General features: G+C 46.6%; 18 protein-coding genes. All 18 read right to left on the reverse strand.

Annotated elements, in window-relative coordinates; translation table 11 throughout:
• Positions 1–40: 40 nt before the first annotated feature.
• Positions 41–397, reverse strand: a complete 357-nt coding sequence (locus SSED_RS08350) for a VF530 family protein (protein WP_012141957.1) — start codon at positions 395–397, stop codon at positions 41–43.
• Between the two features lie 127 nt (positions 398–524).
• On the reverse strand, positions 525–2,933 hold the full coding sequence (locus tag SSED_RS08355; protein ID WP_012141958.1) for a S8 family serine peptidase: 2,409 nt from the start codon (positions 2,931–2,933) through the stop codon (positions 525–527).
• A gap of 626 nt (positions 2,934–3,559) precedes the next feature.
• Positions 3,560–3,958: a rhodanese-like domain-containing protein gene (locus SSED_RS08360; RefSeq protein ID WP_012141959.1), complete on the reverse strand. Its 399-nt coding sequence runs from the start codon at positions 3,956–3,958 to the stop codon at positions 3,560–3,562.
• A 109-nt stretch (positions 3,959–4,067) separates the two neighbouring features.
• A complete protein-coding gene (locus tag SSED_RS08365; protein ID WP_012141960.1) occupies positions 4,068–4,286 on the reverse strand; it encodes a YgaP family membrane protein in 219 nt (72 codons plus the stop codon).
• Positions 4,287–4,363: 77 nt separating this feature from the next.
• Positions 4,364–7,663 carry an efflux RND transporter permease subunit gene (locus tag SSED_RS08370; RefSeq protein WP_012141961.1) on the reverse strand — a complete coding sequence of 1,100 codons (3,300 nt, stop codon included), beginning with the start codon at positions 7,661–7,663 and terminating at the stop codon, positions 4,364–4,366.
• Between the two features lie 10 nt (positions 7,664–7,673).
• Positions 7,674–8,717 (reverse strand): efflux RND transporter periplasmic adaptor subunit, encoded by a 1,044-nt coding sequence (locus SSED_RS08375; protein WP_012141962.1) that lies wholly within the window; start codon positions 8,715–8,717, stop codon positions 7,674–7,676.
• 159 nt (positions 8,718–8,876) lie between these two features.
• Positions 8,877–9,593 carry an SIMPL domain-containing protein gene (locus tag SSED_RS08380; RefSeq protein ID WP_012141963.1) on the reverse strand — a complete coding sequence of 239 codons (717 nt, stop codon included), beginning with the start codon at positions 9,591–9,593 and terminating at the stop codon, positions 8,877–8,879.
• Positions 9,594–9,676: 83 nt separating this feature from the next.
• Positions 9,677–10,060, reverse strand: coding sequence for a VOC family protein (locus SSED_RS08385; protein ID WP_012141964.1), 384 nt, complete (start codon positions 10,058–10,060; stop codon positions 9,677–9,679).
• 132 nt (positions 10,061–10,192) lie between these two features.
• Complete coding sequence (locus SSED_RS08390; protein WP_012141965.1) at positions 10,193–11,515, reverse strand: OmpP1/FadL family transporter; 1,323 nt, start codon at positions 11,513–11,515, stop codon at positions 10,193–10,195.
• Positions 11,516–11,882: 367 nt separating this feature from the next.
• Positions 11,883–13,334 carry a sodium/proline symporter PutP gene (putP, locus tag SSED_RS08395; protein WP_012141966.1) on the reverse strand — a complete coding sequence of 484 codons (1,452 nt, stop codon included), beginning with the start codon at positions 13,332–13,334 and terminating at the stop codon, positions 11,883–11,885.
• A gap of 150 nt (positions 13,335–13,484) precedes the next feature.
• Entirely contained in the window at positions 13,485–14,189 is a 705-nt protein-coding gene (locus SSED_RS08400; protein ID WP_012141967.1) for a DUF3379 domain-containing protein, read from the reverse strand.
• A complete protein-coding gene (locus SSED_RS08405) occupies positions 14,182–14,745 on the reverse strand; it encodes a sigma-70 family RNA polymerase sigma factor (protein ID WP_012141968.1) in 564 nt (187 codons plus the stop codon). Before SSED_RS08405 ends, SSED_RS08400 begins: the two co-directional genes overlap by 8 nt.
• Positions 14,746–14,852: 107 nt before the next feature.
• Positions 14,853–16,487 (reverse strand): BatD family protein, encoded by a 1,635-nt coding sequence (locus SSED_RS08410; RefSeq protein WP_012141969.1) that lies wholly within the window; start codon positions 16,485–16,487, stop codon positions 14,853–14,855.
• An 82-nt stretch (positions 16,488–16,569) separates the two neighbouring features.
• The gene (locus tag SSED_RS08415; protein WP_012141970.1) at positions 16,570–18,504 is read right to left on the reverse strand and encodes a vWA domain-containing protein; all 1,935 of its coding nucleotides are present in this window, start codon (positions 18,502–18,504) and stop codon (positions 16,570–16,572) included.
• Positions 18,505–18,506: 2 nt separating this feature from the next.
• Positions 18,507–19,499 (reverse strand): vWA domain-containing protein, encoded by a 993-nt coding sequence (locus SSED_RS08420; RefSeq protein ID WP_012141971.1) that lies wholly within the window; start codon positions 19,497–19,499, stop codon positions 18,507–18,509.
• Positions 19,493–20,008, reverse strand: coding sequence for a DUF4381 domain-containing protein (locus SSED_RS08425; RefSeq protein ID WP_012141972.1), 516 nt, complete (start codon positions 20,006–20,008; stop codon positions 19,493–19,495). Before SSED_RS08425 ends, SSED_RS08420 begins: the two co-directional genes overlap by 7 nt.
• Positions 20,008–20,937, reverse strand: a complete 930-nt coding sequence (locus SSED_RS08430) for a DUF58 domain-containing protein (RefSeq protein WP_012141973.1) — start codon at positions 20,935–20,937, stop codon at positions 20,008–20,010. Before SSED_RS08430 ends, SSED_RS08425 begins: the two co-directional genes overlap by 1 nt.
• Positions 20,938–21,894: an AAA family ATPase gene (locus tag SSED_RS08435; protein WP_012141974.1), complete on the reverse strand. Its 957-nt coding sequence runs from the start codon at positions 21,892–21,894 to the stop codon at positions 20,938–20,940.
• Between the last annotated feature and the right edge of the window lie 207 nt (positions 21,895–22,101).

Consider the following 22,101-nt stretch of genomic DNA (forward strand, 5'->3'; position numbering starts at 1 on the left):
AGGGCCGAAAGTATTTACTTTCGGCCCTTTTAGCTTTTGTTTATTTTCCCCAAATATTGGCGTTGACCTGAGTGTCATCATTCGAGTCTTTGTTCGGTTTAGCTGTGGTTCTGTCTTTCGCAGCGCGAAGCGTTTTATCACTGGCTTGATAGCCGTCATCCCTTGGTTTTCTTGCAGGCAAAGGCAATTTATTCATCTTAAGGTAAAGATATTCAACTTTTTCTCTGGCCCAGAGGGTTTTACGTAGGAACCTCAGGCTCGACTTGATACTGGGATCATGATTAAAACAACGAATGTCTATTCGGGAGCCAAGCTCTTCCCAGCCATAATGATCGACCAGATCTGTGAGTAAATCTTCTAGCTTGATACCGTGAAGCGGATTATTTGCTTGTGTCATGAGTTCGTTGTGTCAATTGATATTAAGTTGATTATATCAGCTATTGCGGTGCAATTAACAGGAGGTCGCTATGGTTAACTTTAATGAAAAAGAGGGCGTGAGCCCTCTCTTTGGCTGTTTCAACTTATTATTGGAAGCTTATCTCCCAAGAGTCGATGCTACCCGTATCACGGCGACCACTGTCTACCGCTTTTAACTTCCACTCTCCGGCAGATTCTATGCCAGTGGTATCGACGGTGTAGGTCTGGTTAATGTTATCTGTGCTGCTCCCCGTGTTATCGTGCAAGATAGCCACTTCACCGCTTGGAGTATGAAGTTCAACCTGCAGATCACCGATATAGGTGTGGGTGATGTTGACTGTCACAGATACCGTGCCTGCATCACCACTTCGGCTCACAGATATTGGACTGCTGATCCCTGCAGCTTTATTGTCAGGTATAGAGTAGCTGTTAGTATTGGTGTAGCTCGCCACACCGCCTGTGTTTCCACCCGTTGCTTCAGTATAGTTAGCGACCAAATTGATACCACTAAATGCACTATAGCCTTGAACCATTACATAGTAAGTTCCGGATTCCGTTGTGGTGATAGGGCAAGATTCACTATTGCCTGTTTTCCATGGACGACAGTCATAGCTACTCGTACTCGGGGCTGCTCCATATTGAACATACAGATCGGCATCACCGCTTCCACCACTCATCGTGAAGCTTAAGTCTGTCGCACCAGCAGGAACATCTAAAGAGAAATGAAGTTCTTCATTCTTTGCTCCGGCTAAGTCTGTTTTAGTTACGCCATTTTGTAACTCAGCACCACCGGTTCCTGTTCCAGTACCGGGATCGACCGGTCCGTCACAAGAAGCATCCAGATAGGTGTCGGCTGCCACGGCGTCGATCAAGCCGTAACCGGTCTTATCATCACGGCCCGCCGTTTCAAGATCTTCGGCAGTCGCGTTAAGTGCCGCACGTATTTGCGCTGCGCCACACTCAGTGTGATGACTCCAGACAAGTGTGGCAACGCCCGATACATGAGGGGTCGCCATAGAGGTACCGTTATAATATTCATAATCTTCGTTGGCAGTATTTTCAACGGTCACCGTTGAACCTACTTGGGCCTGAAGAGCCTGACCCGTTGCCCTGTCTACCGATACTGATACGATAGCAGCTTCATTGTTGGTATCGACCAGGAAGGGGTTCTGAAGGCCGGGCAGTGCGGGATTACCATAGACAATGACAGCACTCGCGCCAGCGTTATTACAGGCTCTGACGGCATCGATCTCCGGATAACCGGCTCCCTGGTTACCGACACGCTCGACCAGACAAACTTTGCTGTTCATGTCGCCACAGTTAAATGTACTGCCTGACACAGAACACTCGGCAAGCTCGCCCATAACGCTACCACTAATCGGCGTTGCCACATGATCTGTGCCCGACTTTACGTAACGGTTATGGGGGACAACGCCGTTATCAAAGTAAGACTGACCACCAATGGTGATATCGGCAAGACGACCCTCACCGAGAGTGACGGTTGAGAGAATCGCCTCACCCGGGCCTGCAATTTCAACTTGGTTAGTGTACTGCGAGAACGCCGCATGATCTTTGTTGTTATCGACCGCCGCAACTGACATCACTGCATCATAAGAGGCTGGATAACTGTGAGTATTATCTCCGTCATTACCCGCAGCGGCGATGAGTAAGATACCGTTATCCTGATGGGCGGTTAATGCATTTTTTTCTGTGGTACTGGAACTGCTACCACCTAAACTCATGGTCACAACATTGGCGCCATTGTCGACACAGGTATCGACTGCAGAGACCAGCGAAGATGAGTAACCCCAACCTGCCTCATTAAATACCTTAATTACATGGATATTGGCATTTTGGTTCGGCATGACACCGACAACACCTTCGTTGTTGGCGATCGCCGCAATTGTACCTGCTACATGAGTACCGTGAGCATTATGGTTGCCCGGTTCGAACCAGTTACCCGTACCGGAATTATTGGTTCCGGTGACATTGTTACCACTTAAGTCATTGTGACTGCGGTCATAACCTGAATCGATAATACAGATAGTACGGTTACCGGCCTGAGAGTCACTTAAGGATGTCGCACCTACGTAGGTTTGCCCCCAGGGAGTGGTTTCGCTGAGAAAATGGCGCTGCATATCCTCTTCGACATAGTCAACATCACCACGTTTTTTGAGTGAGTCGATGCCTGCTTTATCCAATTTCACTGTGTAGCTGTTACTGCGACCAATGCGTTTCATCTCTTTAGCCGAAACGCTGTTCAACGCCTTATGCTGAGAAAGCACCTCATTTTGAGCAGCTTCGTAAGAAAGCCCACTGATTTCATCACCTTCAGACTGAATACTGCTTTTGAAATTAACAATATATCGCTTTGGTAAAGGCGATGCTTGTTTGCTGTCAGATTTCAGTGACTGGATACCTTGAGTGAATGTGGGAGCGGCTTGAACAGTGGCAGAGATAGCGATAGCTAAAACTGACAGGCTCAATGCTGAAGTCGTAAATTGTCTTACTGTCATAATTGTCTTCCATGTTAATTAGAATTAATCATTATTATTAGGTGGCTTTTCAGATGAAGATATAAAAAACCGGTTACTCGACAGCGAATGTATCTAGGTGTGAAACATTTGTAAATAGCTTGTTATTTACCTGGGGCGAGAAGATAGATATCTGAGTAATAAATGCTTTACTGAATAAATATTGCGTTTAAAACGCATTTTACGCGTATGAATCGGGGTTTATATCGCATCGTTATGCGAGTTAACTCTTTGATAAATGCTTTATATATTATCTATACTGTATATTTACAGGCGAGCAGAATGGTAACGGTTTGTGCTTAAGGTGATGAAGTTGTTGAGAATTAATTGCTTTGCGCGATTTGGAATAACTTAGTCTTAAAAGTAATAATCGAGGCGGGATGATTGAAGCAGAAAGTGAATATTGATTTGTAGAGGTCGTCTTTTTTGAAGGGGGGCACCACATAGCGTTGCTGATATTGTTTAAGTGAACGAGTGGCGCGGTCTAAGCTTGACAACTAATTCTTCGGACATCTGCGCTAGGCAACGGAGTTAGAAAGCTTATCTAGATACCTAAGTTAGGCAACTGGCTGGACATCAGGCCTGATCTCCAGCCAGAAGTTAGAATGCTACTTTGCCCGCGCGCTTTTTAGTGTTTCAAGTCCACCGCCGTTGTAGCTGTTGGTATAGCCTTCGGATACCAAGGCCTCGAAAGCGATTCCGCTTCTGCGTCCACTTCTGCAATAGAGTAAGACAGACTTATCTTTGGCAATCTTTCGCTCTTTAAATGCAGCAGCTATACGCTCGAAGGGGATGTTAATTGCATTGGGAAGATGACCCGCTTCAAACTCCTCTGCCGTTCGTACATCGACAACCATAGCCCCTGCATCGATCATATCCCAAGCGACTTGAGCATCCTTATCTGCCGCCCAGGATAGTTGGCTGACAGTGAGAGATAGAAAAGCGGCAAAGATCATAAAGTATTTCAGTTGTAGGCGTTGTTTTGATATTAGTATTTGTTTAAACACACAATTTCCTTTAATTATTTTATGTTTTAGTTTGAGCCAGTCGATCTCTCCTCTCCTGGCACCGCTATGGGGATATTTTTCAGGGGCAAGAGTTTACAAATCTGAAAGATCAATTGGCCTTTATTAAAGCCTGTTCAGCCTCGGTTTTTACCCCTAGCTTTTTCATAAGTATAGCGACAGGACAGAATCCGGTAAATGCACTTTGAAATAGATTTACGCCAACGAATACCGTCAACCAGATGAAATTAGCATGAACCAGGGTCGTTAATACTAATGAGAGTAAAACCATCATTCCTGCAAAAGCCATGATTGCACGTTCTATAGACATTGTTATCTCCTTTAGCGGAACCAATTTCCGCGTGTTTTGTTAATTGATACGTTGTTCGTTATCTAATGTGTCAGTTATCAGGCGTGATGCTTTTTCATCACTGCGTAATAGAGAACCGGTATCACGACCAGAGTCAGTAGGGTCGAGATCATGATGCCGAAGATTAAACTGATGGCGAGCCCGTTAAAGATGGGGTCATCGATAATAAACAGGGCACCAATCATGGCCGCTAGCGCAGTCAGCATAATTGGTTTGGCTCTGACTGCACCTGAATGAATCACAGCCTGTTCGAACGGAACCCCCGCGGCGGTTTCCTTGTTGATGAAGTCCACCAACAAGATGGAGTTCCTGACGATGATCCCGGCCAGCGCAATCATGCCTATCATGGAGGGCGCGGTAAAATGTGCCCCAAGTAGTGCATGTCCAGGCATCACCCCGATGACCGTTAACGGGATCGGTGCCATGATGACGAGCGGCACGGTATAGGAGCGGAACTGGCCGACGACCAGAAGATAGATGGCTATCATACCAACGCCGTAGGCTATCCCCATATCTCGGAATGTTTCGTAGGTGATTTTCCATTCGCCATCCCACAGCACCGCGATAGCGTCGAGGCCCGAAGGTTGATTGATAAAGTGTTGCTCGAAACCCAGCCCGTCTTCAGCATCTATCTTGGCCGCCATTTCAAACATGCCATACAGGGGACTATCTAACTCACCAGCCATATCGGCAACCACCATCACCATAGGGATCATGTTTTTGTGGATAATGGGCGCATCTATCTTGCCCTTTTTGATATTCACCAGTTCAGATACCGGGATTGAATTGCCATCTTGGCCAAGTAATTTGAGATTTAATACTTGCTCAAGGTCAAGCTTGGCTGACTCCTTTAACTGCAATCGGATTGGTGTGGGGCGTTTCTGTTTATCCTTAATCAGGTAGCTCATATCCTGACCGCCGACAGAGGTGGCAATGAGGCTGACAATATTTTGATAGGGAACCCCTGAAAGACTCGCTTTACTCCTGTCGATGATCACTTGCCATTTTTGCTGCGCTGCAGGCAGAAATATATCTATGTCTACGACATCATCAGTCCCATGAAACAGGGCCTGTAACTGATAGGCCGCTTTTTCACGGATCGCTTCGCTCGGTCCGTAGACTTCGGCAAGAATAGGTGACCAGACCGGTGGTCCCGGCGGCACTTCAACTACTTTGATGTTGGCATTAAACGGCTTACCTATCGCTTGCAGCGGTGCACGGATTGACTGTGCGATTGTATGGCTGTCTCTGTCTCTGTGCTTCTTGTCGAGCAGGTTGACTTGAATATCGCCAAGCTCCTGAGTCTCTCTCAAGAAGTAATGTCTGACTAACCCATTGAAATTCATCGGGGCATTGGTGCCCGCATAGAGTTGATAGTTTTCAACCTCTTCGACCGTGCCCAAATAACGCCCGAGTGCTTGAAGTACACGTTGTGTCTGTTCTACCGGCGTCCCTTCAGGCATGTCCACCATTACCTGAAATTCAGATTTGTTGTCCAGAGGCAGCATCTTGAGTATGACGAGTTTGCTTAAGGGCAATGCCGTTGCAACGCCTATCAAGACAAATATGGCGCCTGCGAGCCCAATTCGAGCCCTGCGTGCCTGTTTGCCCAGAACGAAGGGGCCAATAAGTTTGGTAAATAGCCTTAACATCATGCTGTTTTTTTCAGGCTCACCGTTCATCTCCTCTTTTGTTGAGGCATTAGTTGTGGCATTAAGTGAAGATTCATCAGTCGTGTCTGCAGATGGACTCAGCTGATCATTCTGTTTAAGTAATTTTCGGCTGAGCCAGGGGGTAACGATGAACGCGACGGCTAAGGAGATAAGCATTCCCATGCTGGCATTGATTGGGATAGGCGCCATATATGGCCCCATTAACCCAGAGACAAAGGCCATGGGTAATAGTGCCGCGATAACGGTAAAGGTCGCTAAAATGGTAGGGCTTCCGACTTCGTCGACGGCAACGGGGATCAGCTCTTTAAAAGACTGTTTGCCCATCGCCATATGACGGTGGATATTTTCGACCACTACGATGGCATCATCGACCAAAATACCGATAGAGAAGATGAGGGCAAATAGGGATATCCTGTTTAATGTGAAGCCCCAGGCCCAAGACGCAAACAGGGTCGATGCTAACGTAATGATAATCGCGATACCAACCACGAGTGCTTCTCTGGTGCCCATAGTGAACAAGACTAAGAGCACGACAGCCGATGTCGCAAATATTAACTTGAAGATAAGTGTGTTGGCTTTATTTCCCGCCGTTTCACCATAGTTTCTCGATACCGTAACCTCTACGTTGTCGGGAACCAGAATATTTTGAACTTGCTCGATACGTTGTAAGATCTGATCGGCGATATCGACGGCATTTTCACCAGGTTGCTTTCCTATCGCCAGCGTTACTGCTGGATAGATATCATTTTTATCTCCATACCAGACACTTTTCACCGGAATATCGGATTTCAATGTTATCTGTGCTACATCACTGAGGTAGACGGGGGCGCTTTGTCCGTCGATGTCTTGATAAACCGAGATGACGAGTTGTTTAACATCATCAGCCGATTGCAGAAATTGACCGGCTTGAACTTTTATCTCCTGATTGCCCTGAATAAGAGAAGCGGGCATGGAGATATGATTATTTGACTTAAGGCTCTGAGATATTGCATCAAAGGTGAGTCCGTAATAGTTCATCTTCATCGGATCTATTCGAACATTAAGCACGAGTTCGTGTGAGCCTAAGGTAGAAACTTCACGCGTGCCGGGAATACGCTTCAGCTCTGTTTCCAGTCCGTGAGCAACATGGGTCAACTGTTCTGCCGAAACTGACGCTTGTTTGGACCATAGCGTTAAACTAACAATGGGGACATCATCGATTCCACGAGGCTTGATAAGTGGCTCGCCTACCCCTGCACCCGATGGGAGTTTATCAAGGTTCGAGTAGATCTGATTATAGAGCTTAACAATCGCTTCGTTACGTGGGATCCCAACTTCAAAAATCGCGATGATAAGTGCACCGTCAGGTTGCGAAAAAGAGTAGAGTGTATCTATTCCCTTTATCTCGGAGATCACCTGTTCGGCCGGGAGTGTGACTAAGCTTTCAACCTGAGCCGGAGTCGCACCGGGGAAGGGAATAAAGACATCGGCAAATGTCACATCTATCTGAGGCTCTTCCTCTTTTGGCGTTACTATGACGGCAAACAGACCCAGTAGTAAACCAAGTAGTGCCAGCAGTGGTGTGATGGCACTGAGCTGAAAAGCCGCCGCAATTCTACCCGATATCCCTAATTTTGAATTGGGCATGTTTGCTTCAGGCAGAGTCGTGTTTTCTGATTCGTTCATCTTGACCTCTCTACTTTGCCTGACGGTTTTGAAGTGCCTGGTACGCGTCGCTGGCGATCACATCTCCGGGGCTCAACCCCGCCAAGACTTCGACCTCTTTATCCTGGTAATTGCCTAAACGGACTTGATTGAGTACAAAGTCATCCCCCTGTTTGAGGTAGACGGCACTGAGCTCATTTTGTTTCAGCAGGGATGAAGTCGGAATAAGAATACTCGAGCGAGTGCCTGCACTGAATTTGGCTTTTGCCCACATTCCCGGCATCAAATTTGGCTCATTCTCGGGTAGGTTTATTCTTACCTTATAACTGTGGCTCTGGGGATCGGCAAACGAGAAAATGGTGAGCGAGTTGGAGGTAAATTGACGACCATCATTGAGGGTAACCTTAAACTCCGGTAGTTGTTTCAATGCGTCTATATAACGCTGTGGCACGTGGGCGATGGCGCGCATCTGTGACATGGAAAAACCGGAGAAGAGCGGCTGCCCGGGACTTACTGTTTCGCCTTGCTCCACATGCCTCTTAGTGACGATTCCTGAAAATGGCGCATTGACTTCCGTATATTTTAGCGATTCAGTGGCTTGGATGATGCGGGCCTTTGAGCCTCTTACTGCTTCTTGAGTGGACTTGGCATTGGCAATAGCTTCATCCATCGTGCCTTGTGATATGGCTCCCTTAGGGAACAGGGTTTCATACCGGTTCCTTTGCAGCTGCGCCTCATTATCTTGGGCTATCGCTTTGGCATAGTCGGCTTCGGCGGCAGCCAGTTCTGCGCCCTGTTCTTTACTGGTGATCTCCAGTAATGAGGCTCCCTCGGAGACAATATCATTAACATCGTAATTGAGTTTTATTATGCGACCGGAGGTTTGCGCCGATACGGTTGCGGCTTTCACGGCTTCAAGTTTTGAATCCAGTTCTATCCATTTTGTTTTCTTGGTCTCAACCAGGGTGGTGGTTTCAATTGAAGCAGCATAAAGGTGAGCACTCATCAATGAGAGGCTAATGAAAAGGGCAGGGAAAAGGGCTGGAAAAAGAAATTTAGTCTGTCGAATACGCATAATAAGCTCACCAATGAAAGTTCATAAGATTATTCTAATGGATGGCGTTTTATGATGCAATAATTAAATTAGAAAAATACGATTTATAGGGGGGAGAAATAAAAAAGGAGTCATTGACTCCTTAATTCGGCTAACTTGGATCAGTCACCTAGACTTGGGTCAGTCACCTAAATAGTAGGTTAATGTCGAGACTACACGTACTTTCTTTATGTGAGGGGTATTGCTGTCTCGATCTGAGATACTAAATTGACCTTGTGAAGCCTTCTTAATTTTGCCTAATGTTGAATTGGAATCTTTGGCAAACTTGTCAGCCACTTTGCGGGCATTTTGAGTGGCGGCTTGTACCATCTCTGGTTTCACCCGGTTGAGTTCTGTAAACAGAAATTCGGTCCGGCTGTTGTAATCTTGATTTGATATGGCAATTCCATCTTTGGCCAAATCCAGCAGATGCTTACGGCTGGTCAAGAACAGATCCACTCGCTTAGTGTAGAGAGATATTGTGACCTTGGCGGCGTAGCGAAATTTTACATTAGGGTCGACATAGCCCTGAGCCTGTCTGTCTTCGATAGAGGGGAGGGAAGTTGAAATTTCATCGGGTGTAAAACCTTGCTTGGTCAGGAAAAGTACCACTTTATCTGTCTTATCTTGCACTGTCTGATAGAGAGAGTTGAGATCGTTATCGACTTCGGTAAAGCGTATCGGCCAGATGGCGATATTGGCTTTAACTTCCTGCTCTGCCAGCCCCTTTACGGTGACGGTACGCTCCATGGATTTCATCTGGATCAGACTCTGTCCTATGCTATTACCAAGGAGAATGAGACCCAGGCAGAGAAATCCACCTAATATAAAAGCCGAGACCTGAGAATTTTTTTGCATGGTTATTCCATAGATAAAACGAGGTGGTATCAATATATTATACTTTTTATCCTTGAAATCTATGATTATATCGACCAGTACAATCAGGCTATTTGGGGTTGCCAAAGTTCCACTTTATTGCCGTCCGGATCGATAAACCATCCAAATCTGCCAAACTCTGAATCTTCGGTGACACTGATCACCTCTGCGCCGCCTCGTTGGACTTGATTGAGGGCACCATCGAGATCATCGACAATGAGGTTGAACATGAAATTCTTATCGGAAGGAGACAGGTAATCATTGCCATTTTCTATTGGTGACCAGACGCTGTAACCGCTACGGGAAAAAGATGAGAGGTTATCTAAGTAAAATGCCGCACCGCCCCAAGGTTCAACCGGAAGCTGAAGATGCTCTTTATACCAATCTGCTAATGCTTTGGGATCTGCACTCTTAAAGAAGATGCCACCCAATCCGATGACTTTTGCCATGAAGGTTCATATTCAATGTGTTGTAACTCTAACTGTAGGAAACATTTTGTAAAAGTACAAAAAAGCCGCACTGTGAGTGCGGCTTATAATACCGATTGGTATTGTCGTAACAAGCTTAGTTAAAGCAAATTTTTAGAACTGATAGCTATATTGTACTGAATAGTACACGGCATCTGAACGAGTATATGCAGTTACATCGCCAGACAAACCTGGGATAGCTTCTATCACAGAGCTATGCTCGGTAACATGAACATCTTCACCACGGACAAAGGCGATGCCCATATCGATAGTCGATTGTGTGCTAAGGCCATAACTTACACCAGCTGTGTACCAGTTGCGGTCTGAGTCAGGAATAGACAGTGAACTGAGATCGCCCACAACGCCCTGATCATGCATGTAACCTGCACGCACTTTCCACTTTTCATTGATAGTGTATGTACCACCGACACTGAATAGCCAAGAGTCATCCCATGCATATTGCTTAAGTACTGCATCGCCAACAGGTGTTCCATTTGCCAGTTGACCGTCAGTAACAGTAATTTCATGGAAGTCGCCCCATGTCGTTAGCTGAGCGGTGTAATGTAAGGCAAATTTTTCAGTGAGCTGGTGAAAACCGGCAACTTGAAATATATCTGGCATTGGGATGTTAATTTCATCAAATGCTATAGCACCTACACCTGGTTGAGTCATGTTGACATCGCCAGTAGCTTTAAACTCTGGGCTAAAGCGGTAGCTCATGCCTAAACGATGGTCGGCATTAAATTCGTAAACAGCACCAATAATGCCACCAAATGCAACACCATCAGCTTCTACATCAACTAAAGAAACCGGCACCATGCTTCCATTTTCACCGAACGGAAGGTTTCCTTCACGGCTTAAGTTACCTTCACCGTAAATGATGTCTACTCCAGCCCCAACACTGAAATGATCATTGAAACGGTAAGATAAGCTAGCATTGAAATTCATGGTAATAATTTCTGTATTACCTAACAGATCAACCGGGGCAGGTGCAGGCACGATTGAACCATCAGCTGCTTTTGGATTGCTGTTGGCGAGGCCGGTTAAATCTGTACCTGTACCAAAATTACTAAACCCTGCGACACCAAATGCCCATTTGTCGTTAATAGGTTGGATATAGTAAAAGTTAGGAATAAGTTTGTTTTCAGCTACGTCATCTGCGTTACCGTAATTCCCCAATGGAATCGATACGTCAGAGACGTTCACGTCTAAATCGGCATATGCAACACCAACTGACAATGATTTTTCATCAAACAGAGCCATTGCTGCTGGGTTACGTGATAGCACAGATGCGTTATCAGCGATAACTGCATCACCGGCAAATGCGCGGCCGAGTCCAGTTGCTGATTGACTGTTAAGTTGGAATCCTGCTGCCATAGCTTGTGAACTAGCAAGTGTCACAGCAACGGCTAAAATTGTCTTGTTGAAGTACTTCATCTTTATCTTCTCTTTATTTTACGGTCCCGCTTTTTATGACCAACTGAAAAGAGTTAGCTGCAGGATCCACTTATTAGACCAGTGCATCTTAGGGATGCAATTGTCTGTCAACAACTCCGACCAGACGGTGTTTTTGGTTGCAAAAATGTTAATAAGGAGCGGGGGGGGATTTAGGAATGAGCGCCTGCATTTGAATGCGTGGCTCAAGCCCCTATCTACAGGAAGATTAAGGGATTAAGGGTATTAGGAGTGAGGTTAATGTAATGTAAAATCACCTGGAAAAGAAAATATAGAAAGAGGTAAATAAATAGCGTACACGTGTACGCTATTTATGTTTTCATCGCTCTGAAACCCTTATTTTTACTGTTTATAGTTTTGAAGTAAATACTCTAAACTGTTCTCTGACCGCTTCAGATGGTGTCGATAATTTACTAACAATAATGCCGGAAAGTGTCGCAAATACAAATCCAGGTAAGATCTCATACAGATCGAAAATTCCACCGGATAACTGCTTCCAAATGACAACGGTTAATGCGCCAACAACAATCGTTGCGACGGCGCCGTCACGGCTATATGCTTTCCAGAAGAGGGATAATAAGACTACGGGACCAAATGCGGCACCAAATCCGGCCCAGGCATAGCTGACAAGTCCAAGTACACTACTTTCAGGGTTAAGGGCAACAATGCCTGCGATAACAGCAATGGCTAATACGCCTATACGGCCGACTAGCATCAACTCTTTGCTTGTCGCCTCGGGTCGTAACCATTTCTTATAAAAATCTTCGGTGATAACGCTGGAGCAGACCAGAAGCTGTGAGTCGATGGTGCTCATGATAGCCGAAAGAATAGCCGCAATAAGCAGACCACCAATCCAAGGGTTAAAAGCGGCATGGGCCAGATGAATAAATACAGTTTCAGGATTGGCCAATGGATCATTAGCAAAATAGAGGGTTCCGGCGAGTCCCGTTGCCAAGGCTCCGATCAGCGCGACGACCATCCAACTCATCGCGATACGACGAGATACCGGGATATCCTCAGCACTGCCAATAGCCATAAAACGAGATAGAATATGTGGCTGGCCGAAATAACCAAGACCCCAGGCCAACAGTGATACCAGACCTATTACCGTCGTGTTTTCATGGAACAGTGAGAGCATGGCAGGATCTAATGTGTCGATGCCATTTTGTGCCTCAGGCTGACTAAAGATAGCCACCGGCACGATAAGTAGTGCGACTAACATCAAACAGCCTTGAAAAAAGTCTGTCCAACTTACGGCAAAGAAACCACCGACGAAGGTGTAAGCCACAATGATAGTCGAGCCTATCACTAAGGCGAGAGTGTAATCTAAACCGAATACTTTCTCGAACAAGATAGCGCCGCCAACCATGCCTGAAGAGGCATAAAAGGTGAAGAAGACTAAGATAGTCACCGCCGATACGAATTTTAACAGGCCTTTTTTATCTTCGAAGCGCTTCTCGAAAAAGTCAGGGAGTGTGAGGGCATTATCGGTGAATTCGGTATAAATTCGCAGTCGCTTAGCGACAAAGAGCCAGTTTAACCATGCGCCAAACACTAAGCCTATTCCAATCCAAGCCTCACCGAGTCCACCGAGGTAAACGGCACCGGGTAATCCTAGCAATAACCAACCAGACATGTCTGAGGCGCCGACACTCAGGGCTGTCACCGCCGGGCCCATGCCTCTGCCACCAAGGATGTAGTCGTCTACAGAATCGGTTGCTTTATAGGCCCAGAGTCCTATTCCCATCATTAGGGCGAGGTAGCCGATGAAAGTAATTAAAATTGGTAATTCAATGCTCATGCTTGTGCCATTCTTGCTTTTTCTGGAATTGTGAGGGGCTATGCTAGCAGATGTTTGATAGGAAGCTCAATATTGTTGGGGAATGTGACGAATGTTTGACTCTGTGGCGACAGGTAGTGCCACAGAGTGATCGGTATATAATAGATTAAGTTAGATGAAGGTTTGCTTAATCTCTTTTTTTACGAACCCCAGATCTGCGGTATCTTCACCAACCAGTAACATATAAGCCTTATCGGTGGCAAAGCCTTGGCCTATATAGTTATTGTCTGCAAAGGCTTCATCTAAGACCATGCGGTCTTCAAGCGGAACGATAAACAGGGTGACCTTGCCGTGCTCGCCCTGCATTACCAGATGTAAGCTTTTCACCCCCTGAAAATCGCAATCAGTACTGTAAAAGACTTTACCGGGCTGCTGCGTGAATTTTGCGTTACCTAATGTCCCCATCGCTGCCAGTTGGAAGTTAACTTCATCGAAGCCAACATTATCATCGACCTTAAGGGCCATTGCTTCATGATAGACATGGGCAAGGGCATGCTCGCCTAAATCAACCGGCCCCATTCTTAAGAGAGTGAAACTGATCCCGGCAATAAATGCGACTGAGGCGACGAGTGCGAGCGTAAAACCAGATTTACGACGTTGAACCTGATGCTGATGGAGCTGTTGATTCAATAGTAACTTTGCTGCCAAGTCTTCAGGCACATCGACCTTTAAAGCCCGCTCAAGTTTACTATCGAGCTTTTTCAGATCATTGAGAAAGGACTCACGCTCAGGGGAATCGTGCATCGCTGTGAGAAAATCCTCATCTTGACAGTTTGGCTCTCCATAGGCCTGTCGTCTAAATTTAAGCTCATCCATTGGATTGACCTCTTGCTTGGGGTTGTTCAATAACATCTTTAAGTTGATTTCTTGCGCGAAAGAGTCTGGTCATAACGGTATTTCGGTTAAGGTCTAAAATACCCGCGATCTCCTCGCCACTAAAACCACCAATAACTTGCAGCAGTAAAGGTTCGCGATACTCGAGTTCTAACTTGGCTATCTGTCGACGAATTAAGTGTTGTTCAGCCTGATCTTCAGAACTGCTTGATAATTGATCTTCAAGATGATCCTGCTCTACATCTGAGTAATTAAACTGTTTACGCTCAAATCGACGCGCATTTTCTCTTCTCAGAATCGTGATTAACCAAGCTTTAGCCGCTTTATCATCTTTTAAAGATTCAAGCGAGCGCCAGGCCCTTAGGAAGGTTTCTTGAGTGATATCTTCAGCGACATGTTTATCGCCGCAAAGCCAGTAGGCGTAACGGAATATGTCGGCGTGAAGTGCCCTGACAAGGCTATCGTATCGTCTTTGTTTACTAAGCATGTCTGAATTGACCGTGGAACTAGACTTTTTATTTCGCGAGCGACTAAACATTTCTTAAATCTGTGATCCAACAATACCCGCTAGCTTAACGTGCTGGCGATGAATGGCAAGAAGTTAATAACAAGTTAACTTCTTGCCATGCTTGGATAAAGAACAAATTATCGGGGATTGAGTTCGACCAAAGCCGATTTTTCCTGTTTAGTCGATACTGCGGGGGCCGACTTTACCGAGGCTAAGACTGTTCGATAATCTATTTTAGGTTTTTCCTGGCTAAAAGCGCTTGCTTGTAGCTCTGCAATCACAGTATGCAGCGCGGTGGATAAGTGAGATATCTCATTTAAGGTCATGGTTTGGGCATATTGCTCGCTGAAATAGGCTTGAAGAGCGGAGAGTACTTTACCCGCATTCTCCTCTTCACAGGCCTGCTCGATACTCTCATAGCTACTCGATTGCTTAGGTTGTACTGCTGCAACTTGTAAACGCTCATTACCGGCACGTGATTTATGGGAAAGTGCCCGGCGCCAGAGCATCAGTGTCACTAACCAAAGTAGCGCAAAAAACAGTGTTAACCAGGGCCAGATACCGGAGGTCGTCGAACCATGCGTTTCGGCTGAGATGATAGGTAACTCATTTTCGACATTATCACTTCCAGTGATAAGGATGGTTCTTGCAGGAAGTTTAGCGACCTCTTGTTTTTTCGTATGCGGGTTCCACCATGGAACACTAATCTCTGGCAGTGTGTAATTGCCGGCCTTAGTCGGGACGATGGCTAAGGTCTGTGTCAGTTGAGAGACGATCTTTTTATCGCGTACAAAAGACTGTCTTTGAGCCTTTTCCGGATAGGTTTTTAGTTCGCCTGGTACCTTAATATCGAGTTCTGGCAGGCTTGTTTCGTCGGTATTCACCGCTAGAAGCGTAATGGTACGCGTGATTGGAGAGCCGAGCTCGTAGCTGTCTTCTTGTTTCCACTCTTCGTTCAATGCGACAAGATCTGAGACTAACCAGTCACCAATAAACTCAGTTGGGATCGGGTTGATCAAAATAACTGATTTAGTGGCTTTGGCTTGCATCGGTTTACTTTCATTGAAAGAAAACATACCGCCTCGTCTCGATGCTTGAACGACAACGTCACCTGAGAAATGAGCCCCCTCAATGGTTAATTCACCGGGTAGGTCGGCGATAATGCCATAGGTTCTCTCTATGACTCTGTAGCGCCGTCCATTGACGATCTCTGTGGTATCGATATCTTCGCCAAGTTGCTTAATCTGTGCGCCATCTATCGCTGGTGCGCTCAGTATTCCGCGCTGCAGTTCGACCGCCAGAAAGAGCTTAACCTTATAGGTGATCAGCTGGCCGACATAGGCTTCCTCGGTCGATAAACTGGTTCGAATAAAGAGGCTTTGCATCTGCTCGGTTTGGCTGCCTACGGGGACAACGGTTAAACTAATTGGCGCAGAGCTCACTCCGTCGATAGTGAAGGGCGGAATGAGAATGTTACCGGAACGCTTTGGGGCTAATAGTACTTGCCAGCGAGTGAGTCTTTGGGTGTCAAAATTGACGATCTGCGTACTGCGGCTCACACTGGTTCTGCCCACGATAAAATCATGGAGTAACGAAGAGGTATCGAGCTTTCCTGTGCTGATGTCGTCGTCGGCATTTATGGTTAGAACCAGGTACTCACCTTCCACTGCAGGATTTCTATCCACAGAGGTTTCAATTTTGCTGATGGCAAAGCTTGGGAATGAGAACGACAGAGTTAATAGTGCCGCAATAAAGAGTTGTCGTATTACCACGATTCGAGATCCTTTGAAGAAAAATTTTGGTTAAAGTCGTTTTGATATACCAATTTTACAAAGCATGGCTGGTTGAAGACCTTTACCATTGTTCTTGTTCCTGCGAAGACATACCTTGTCTGCGACGTTTCTGATATTCCAGCTGCATTTTATTGCGAAGCAAAACTTGGGGATCGTCGGCTAATGCCCTTAATGCGCGCTCCATCTCAGGTGGAAGTTCATCCTGAGTTTGCGCCTGCTGAGCAGCCGTTGCCTCATCTGTAGATTGTTCCTGACCCTCTTCGCCCATCTCTGCTTGGGCTTGCGCAGCTTTAGATTGTTCCTTTTCGGCACTCTCAGCGTTTTGCTCTACCGAGTCAGATGATTGCTGAGTCTCTTCACCTTCGGGCTTTTCAGCCTCTTTCTTGTCGGGATCGGCCTGCATTTCAGATTCATTACTATTTTCCTGCGAAGCGGGGTCTGAAGCTTGTTGCTCTTGATCCGATTGCTCGTCTTGATTAGCGTTATTACCTTGCTCTGAGTTTTCATCTTGCCCAGGTTTGTTCTCCTGTTCAGAGCCATCCCCCTTATCAGAACCTTTCTCCTGTTTCGACTCTTTCTCTTTGTCTGAGTTCTCATCTTTGTCAGAGGGATCTCCCTGACCAGAGTCTTCATCCTGTTCCGATGACTCCTGCTTCTGTTCTTCTAACTTTTTAGCTAACTCCAAGTTCTCTTGTGCATCTTTAAGCTCAGGGTTTTTCTTGACGGCACGCTCGTATCGCTTGATAGCTTCGTCATATTTACCCTGTTGCATCAGGGCATTCCCTTGATTATAAAGGCCTGCTGCACTCTCATCTTGTTCAAATAGGGCTAAGGCTTCATCATAATCGCCAGCCTTGTAGTGTGCACTGGCTTGCCATTGAGGGTCACTGAATTTTTCAGACGCACCTTGATATTCCTGAGCCTGATAGGCCTCCATCCCCTGTTGGTTCTTAGTTTGCCATACATCGTCCCAGCTTGAAGCAAGGGCTGGGGTTGGTTGATAGATAATGCAGACGAGTGCGGCGCAAACTAACCCATGTCTGAAACTTAACAGGACGGGAATAAGCAGCAACAAAGCGATGAATGGTCCGGCATCTTGCCAGACCTCACCATCGAGTTCTGTTGCTTTCGTCTCGCCAGTGGTGGAAAGCCAGGTAAGCAATTGCTCTAGATCTTGACCATCGGTGCGAAAGGGGATCAATATGCCATCGGCCTCTTGAGCGAGTTCATTGAGCTGCAGGTAGTTTGTTTTCGCCACAACCACCTGATTAGCATTATCCCGAAGTAACTGGCCATCGGGTAATCGGATAGGAGAGCCTTGCTCGCTTCCAAATGCTAAGATCCCGAGCCGATATTGTGTGCCTTTAAGGACTTTCTTGGCTTCATTGAGCTGCCGTGGAGGTATGCCGTCTGATAGCAGTAGGATATCCCCACGAATGTGACCACCTTGAGCCAGCAGGTTTTTGCTTTGCTCTAATGCAGCGACGAGGTTTGAGCCCCTGGACGGCATAATATCCGGGGAGAGGGTAGGTAAGAGATTCAGCAAGGTTGACCTGTCACGGGTTAGCGGACTGATGGTATAGGCATCGCCCGCATAGGCGACGAGTCCTGTCTCCCCCTCTGTTAGCTCACCTATCAAGTCTGTCGCCTTAAACTTAGCTTGAGACAGTCGGTTAGGCGCTTGATCCGTCGCGTACATCGACAGTGACATATCCATGACGATCACTCGCCCCTGAGCGGCTTCAAACACCGGGAGTGATTGTTGAGTAAAGGCGGGTCCGGAAAGCGCAAAAACCGCGATCAACCAGCTAACAGCCAGATACGAGAGTGAGGGACGCTTAACATTTTTTGTTTTTGTTACCAGTAATGCCGCCAGATGCGGAGAGATATATCGATTCCAGGTCGAGTTTGCCTGTTCGGTTCGCCATAAAAGCCACATGATTATCACGAGTGGAAGCAGGGCAAGGAACCATTCAGGGCGTAAGAAATGTAACATGTTTAGCGTTTACCCCATCTGATGCTGAGTCGTTTAAAGAGTGAGAGTTGCGATAAGGCCATAAAAAAACTGACTAGCAGGGCCGTAGCAAGAGGGAGGTAAAAAAGCTCCGATTGAGGTCGGTAACTGAGTTGATCCCGACTGATAGGTTCAAGCTTATCTATCTCTTGATAGATTGACTCCAGCTCTTGTGCATTTCGAGCTCGAAAATAGAGACCGCCAGTGGTTTGTGCCAGTGCGGTGAGCTGGGTTTCGTCGAGATCCATCGAGGGATTAACTCGCTCCTTGCCAAATAGGGTGCGTCTCTCCATCACTTCAGCACCGACACCGATGGAGTAAATTTTGACGCCTCTCTTGGCCGCAATGGCCGCCGCCTGCTCCGGCGAGATGGAGCCGGAGTTGTTTGAACCATCGGTAAGTAATACTAATATGCGGTTACTCTCATCGACCCTATCGAATCGTTTAACCGCTAAGGCAATAGCCTCACCTATGGCGGTCTGCTTCCCGACCAGCCCTATTTGCGCCTCTTTTAAAAATTGGGCCACGGAGCGTCGGTCCTGAGTGAGAGGCGCTTGCAGGTAGGCGTGATCGGCAAAAAGAATTAAGCCTAATTTGTCACCCTTACGTCGTTCAATAAAGTCGCTGACAACGGCTTGGATCATAGTGAAACGATCCACCGTTTTTCCATCGAGTACCATGTCTTCAATCTGCATACTGCCGGAGAGATCGACCGCCATCATCAAGTCGCGCCCTTTACTGGGAAGCTCTATGGGGTCCCCCATCCATAATGGACGAGCGACGGCGATGATTAACAATATCCAAATAAGCCAATGCATTTTACGCGATCTGGCTTGTTGCTCTATCTGTTGGGGGCCATTTTGTGCAATACCTGGCAGATGCAGGTGTCCGCTGACCTCCACCTCTTGTTGTTTTTTACGAAAAATAAGCGGTAGTGGCAGAAGTAGTAAAAGCCATGCCCATGCGAGAGTCAGCATTTGTGCTCCTCGGTATTTGTTTGGGAGCTATTTGCTGAGTCCACCTTGATGGGTAACGCTTCTTTAAGCCATTGGTGAGCTAAGGCCTTCAGAACCGGGCCTTCTCCACTGGCTAAACCCTCTCTTTGATAGCGTTTGTCGAGCAGCTGCTGCAGTTGTGGATCAGGCTGTTTAACTTGAGTATTCATCCAACTATACCAAGTCTGTCCCTCGAGTCCTGCGATTCGTTCACGGGGCAGGTAGCTCATAGCAGCCCGTTTAATCAAGGTATTAACTTGTGAAGATAACTCTTTGTGGTTTGGATCCAGCTCATTGAGTTCGACTATCACGATACGCTTAGGTGCAGAGTATAGGCGTCGGCGTTTGACCAGATAGAAAATGGCAGTAATCGTCACTATTATCAGAGCCAGTGTGACCCAGTAGCCATAAGCGATAGGCCATGAGGCAATGACGTCTGGTGTCTGAATATCTTTCAGAGACGCCAAGGCGGGATTTGTTGTTGCTTCCATTACCTCAATGCCCCAATTTGATTATTTAGTGTATCTCCCGCATCTAAGACCCGGGTTTGAACATTCAGCTTTTGCATCATCTGTGTAAATTGTTTTTGAGAATCGAGTTGTTTCTTCAGCCAGGCATCATAGCCTGCGCGATTGAGCGTAAGTTCTTTATTGCCTTCCTTGACCGGTAACTGGAATTGCTTTGGCAATGCCAGTGTACCTTGCCTCAGTGGATCAGTGATTAAGAACGCCCCCATATCGCAATGACGTTTAAGATCCGATAACGGTGCGAGGCAAGCATCATTAAAATTACTGCCATCACTGATTATCCAGATTAGAGAGCCGGGTTTCGCTATCCGCCTTAATCGCTGACAGGCCTTAAAAAGATGCTCGGGTTCACTTTGATACTCAGATATCTGACTGAGTTGTTTTTTATGCAGGGATTCTATGCCGGAGATCAGCTGTAAGATCCCCTGCTGACGACTTCTCGGTTTTAATTCAAGATGCTCTTGCTCTGTCGCGATTAATGCCCCTAATCTGTCACCATGAAAAATGGCACTCCAACCTAAGGTCGTGGCTAAGTGCGCCGCCTGAACGGACTGAAGCAGTAGGCTTGAGCCAAAATAGAGGCTGTGACTGAGATCGAGCAGGATTAAAATCGGCCGTTCTCTCTCCTCTACAAATAGCTTAGTGTGCGCCTTACCTGTTCTGGCAGTCACTCGCCAGTCGATGGTTCGGACATCATCACCGGCTTGATAGTGACGCACCTCAGCAAACTCCATTCCGCGACCTTTAATTAGGCTCGCTCTGTCACCGGAGAGACTTGCACGGGCCTTGGAGCGCTTCTCGGGAAGTGCTCTGGCTAGGTTTTGGCACGCTAAAAGTTCTTTTTGAGTGAGATTTACCCCATCAGCAAAAAGAGGCAAGGCTATCTCTGCCATTTAAGGTACCGCTACTTGAGAAAGGATATGGCTAATGACTTGATCGCGACTCACGCCTTCGGCTTGGGCTTGATAGCTCAGCAGTAGCCTGTGTCTTAATACGTTAGGCGCTACTGCCTGAATGTCTTCGGGTGAGACAAAGTCTCGCTCATTGAGCCAAGCGCGTGCCCGGGCACAACGTTCCAGTGACAATGTTGCTCGCGGGCTCACGCCATATTCGAGCCATTTTGCCAGGTCATCGCTGTATCGCTCGGGTTGACGAGTCGCCATCACGATATCGACGATATATTTTTCCAGTGGCTCAGCAAGGTAGATCTCGAGTGACTCTTCGCGGGCTTCAAATATATCTTTTTGAATAATGGGTTCGACAGAAGGTGCTGCTTGTTTCAATGCTTCTTTGCGTGACATCCGCATGATTTCGAACTCGGTTTCAGCACTGGGGTAATCCAGATTTAAGTGCATTAAGAATCTGTCGAGTTGCGCCTCAGGCAGAGGGTAGGTTCCCTCATTCTCCAGTGGGTTCTGGGTTGCCATAACGAGAAACAGATCAGGTAATGGGTAACTGTTCTTGCCAACGGTAACTTGGCCTTCGCCCATGGCTTCCAGCAGTGCCGATTGTACTTTTGCCGGTGCTCGGTTGATCTCATCCGCCAGAATAAGGTTATGAAAAATTGGGCCCGCTTCAAATTCAAATGTTCCAGTTTGTGCGCGATAGATATCGGTACCCGTAAGATCGGCTGGCAATAGGTCGGGAGTAAATTGAATACGGTGAAAATCCCCTTCGACACCGTCACACAGGGCCTTGACTGCACGAGTTTTAGCTAAACCTGGTGGTCCCTCTACGAGCAGGTGTCCATCTGCAATCAAGGCTATTAGCAGGTTTTCGGTCAGGACGGGTTGTCCTAAAATGACCTTATTCAGGTATTCGCGTAACGCGTGAAATCGACTCAAAGGCATGATGCTACTCGGTTAATTTGGGTTAGTTTAGGGTCGTTTGGGTATAGACCATAGATATGGTAAAAAATTCCAATAGGGTTTGGCTAGTGCCAATTCTCATCTTTGGTGAGAATATCGCCCTTTCATTATGCTTAATCCTGCTCTCTATTGAATGTTATAGCTAATTTGTGACTGGTAATATGCATAGTTATCAATAATAAAATCAAA

The sequence above is a fragment of the Shewanella sediminis HAW-EB3 genome, from assembly GCF_000018025.1.
Classification (GTDB): Bacteria; Pseudomonadota; Gammaproteobacteria; order Enterobacterales; family Shewanellaceae; genus Shewanella; species Shewanella sediminis.

Excerpts from the sequence above, each read along its gene's own strand:
- SSED_RS08350 (WP_012141957.1), bottom strand. The coding sequence starts at position 397 with ATGACACAAGCAAATAATCCGCTTCACGGTATCAAGCTAGAAGATTTA.
- SSED_RS08355 (WP_012141958.1), bottom strand. The coding sequence starts at position 2,933 with ATGACAGTAAGACAATTTACGACTTCAGCATTGAGCCTGTCAGTTTTA.
- SSED_RS08365 (WP_012141960.1), bottom strand. The coding sequence starts at position 4,286 with ATGTCTATAGAACGTGCAATCATGGCTTTTGCAGGAATGATGGTTTTA.
- SSED_RS08370 (WP_012141961.1), bottom strand. The coding sequence starts at position 7,663 with ATGAACGAATCAGAAAACACGACTCTGCCTGAAGCAAACATGCCCAAT.
- SSED_RS08375 (WP_012141962.1), bottom strand. The coding sequence starts at position 8,717 with ATGCGTATTCGACAGACTAAATTTCTTTTTCCAGCCCTTTTCCCTGCC.
- SSED_RS08380 (WP_012141963.1), bottom strand. The coding sequence starts at position 9,593 with ATGCAAAAAAATTCTCAGGTCTCGGCTTTTATATTAGGTGGATTTCTC.
- SSED_RS08385 (WP_012141964.1), bottom strand. The coding sequence starts at position 10,060 with ATGGCAAAAGTCATCGGATTGGGTGGCATCTTCTTTAAGAGTGCAGAT.
- SSED_RS08390 (WP_012141965.1), bottom strand. The coding sequence starts at position 11,515 with ATGAAGTACTTCAACAAGACAATTTTAGCCGTTGCTGTGACACTTGCT.
- putP (WP_012141966.1), bottom strand. The coding sequence starts at position 13,334 with ATGAGCATTGAATTACCAATTTTAATTACTTTCATCGGCTACCTCGCC.
- SSED_RS08400 (WP_012141967.1), bottom strand. The coding sequence starts at position 14,189 with ATGGATGAGCTTAAATTTAGACGACAGGCCTATGGAGAGCCAAACTGT.
- SSED_RS08405 (WP_012141968.1), bottom strand. The coding sequence starts at position 14,745 with ATGTTTAGTCGCTCGCGAAATAAAAAGTCTAGTTCCACGGTCAATTCA.
- SSED_RS08415 (WP_012141970.1), bottom strand. The coding sequence starts at position 18,504 with ATGTTACATTTCTTACGCCCTGAATGGTTCCTTGCCCTGCTTCCACTC.
- SSED_RS08420 (WP_012141971.1), bottom strand. The coding sequence starts at position 19,499 with ATGCTGACTCTCGCATGGGCATGGCTTTTACTACTTCTGCCACTACCG.
- SSED_RS08425 (WP_012141972.1), bottom strand. The coding sequence starts at position 20,008 with ATGGAAGCAACAACAAATCCCGCCTTGGCGTCTCTGAAAGATATTCAG.
- SSED_RS08430 (WP_012141973.1), bottom strand. The coding sequence starts at position 20,937 with ATGGCAGAGATAGCCTTGCCTCTTTTTGCTGATGGGGTAAATCTCACT.
- SSED_RS08435 (WP_012141974.1), bottom strand. The coding sequence starts at position 21,894 with ATGCCTTTGAGTCGATTTCACGCGTTACGCGAATACCTGAATAAGGTC.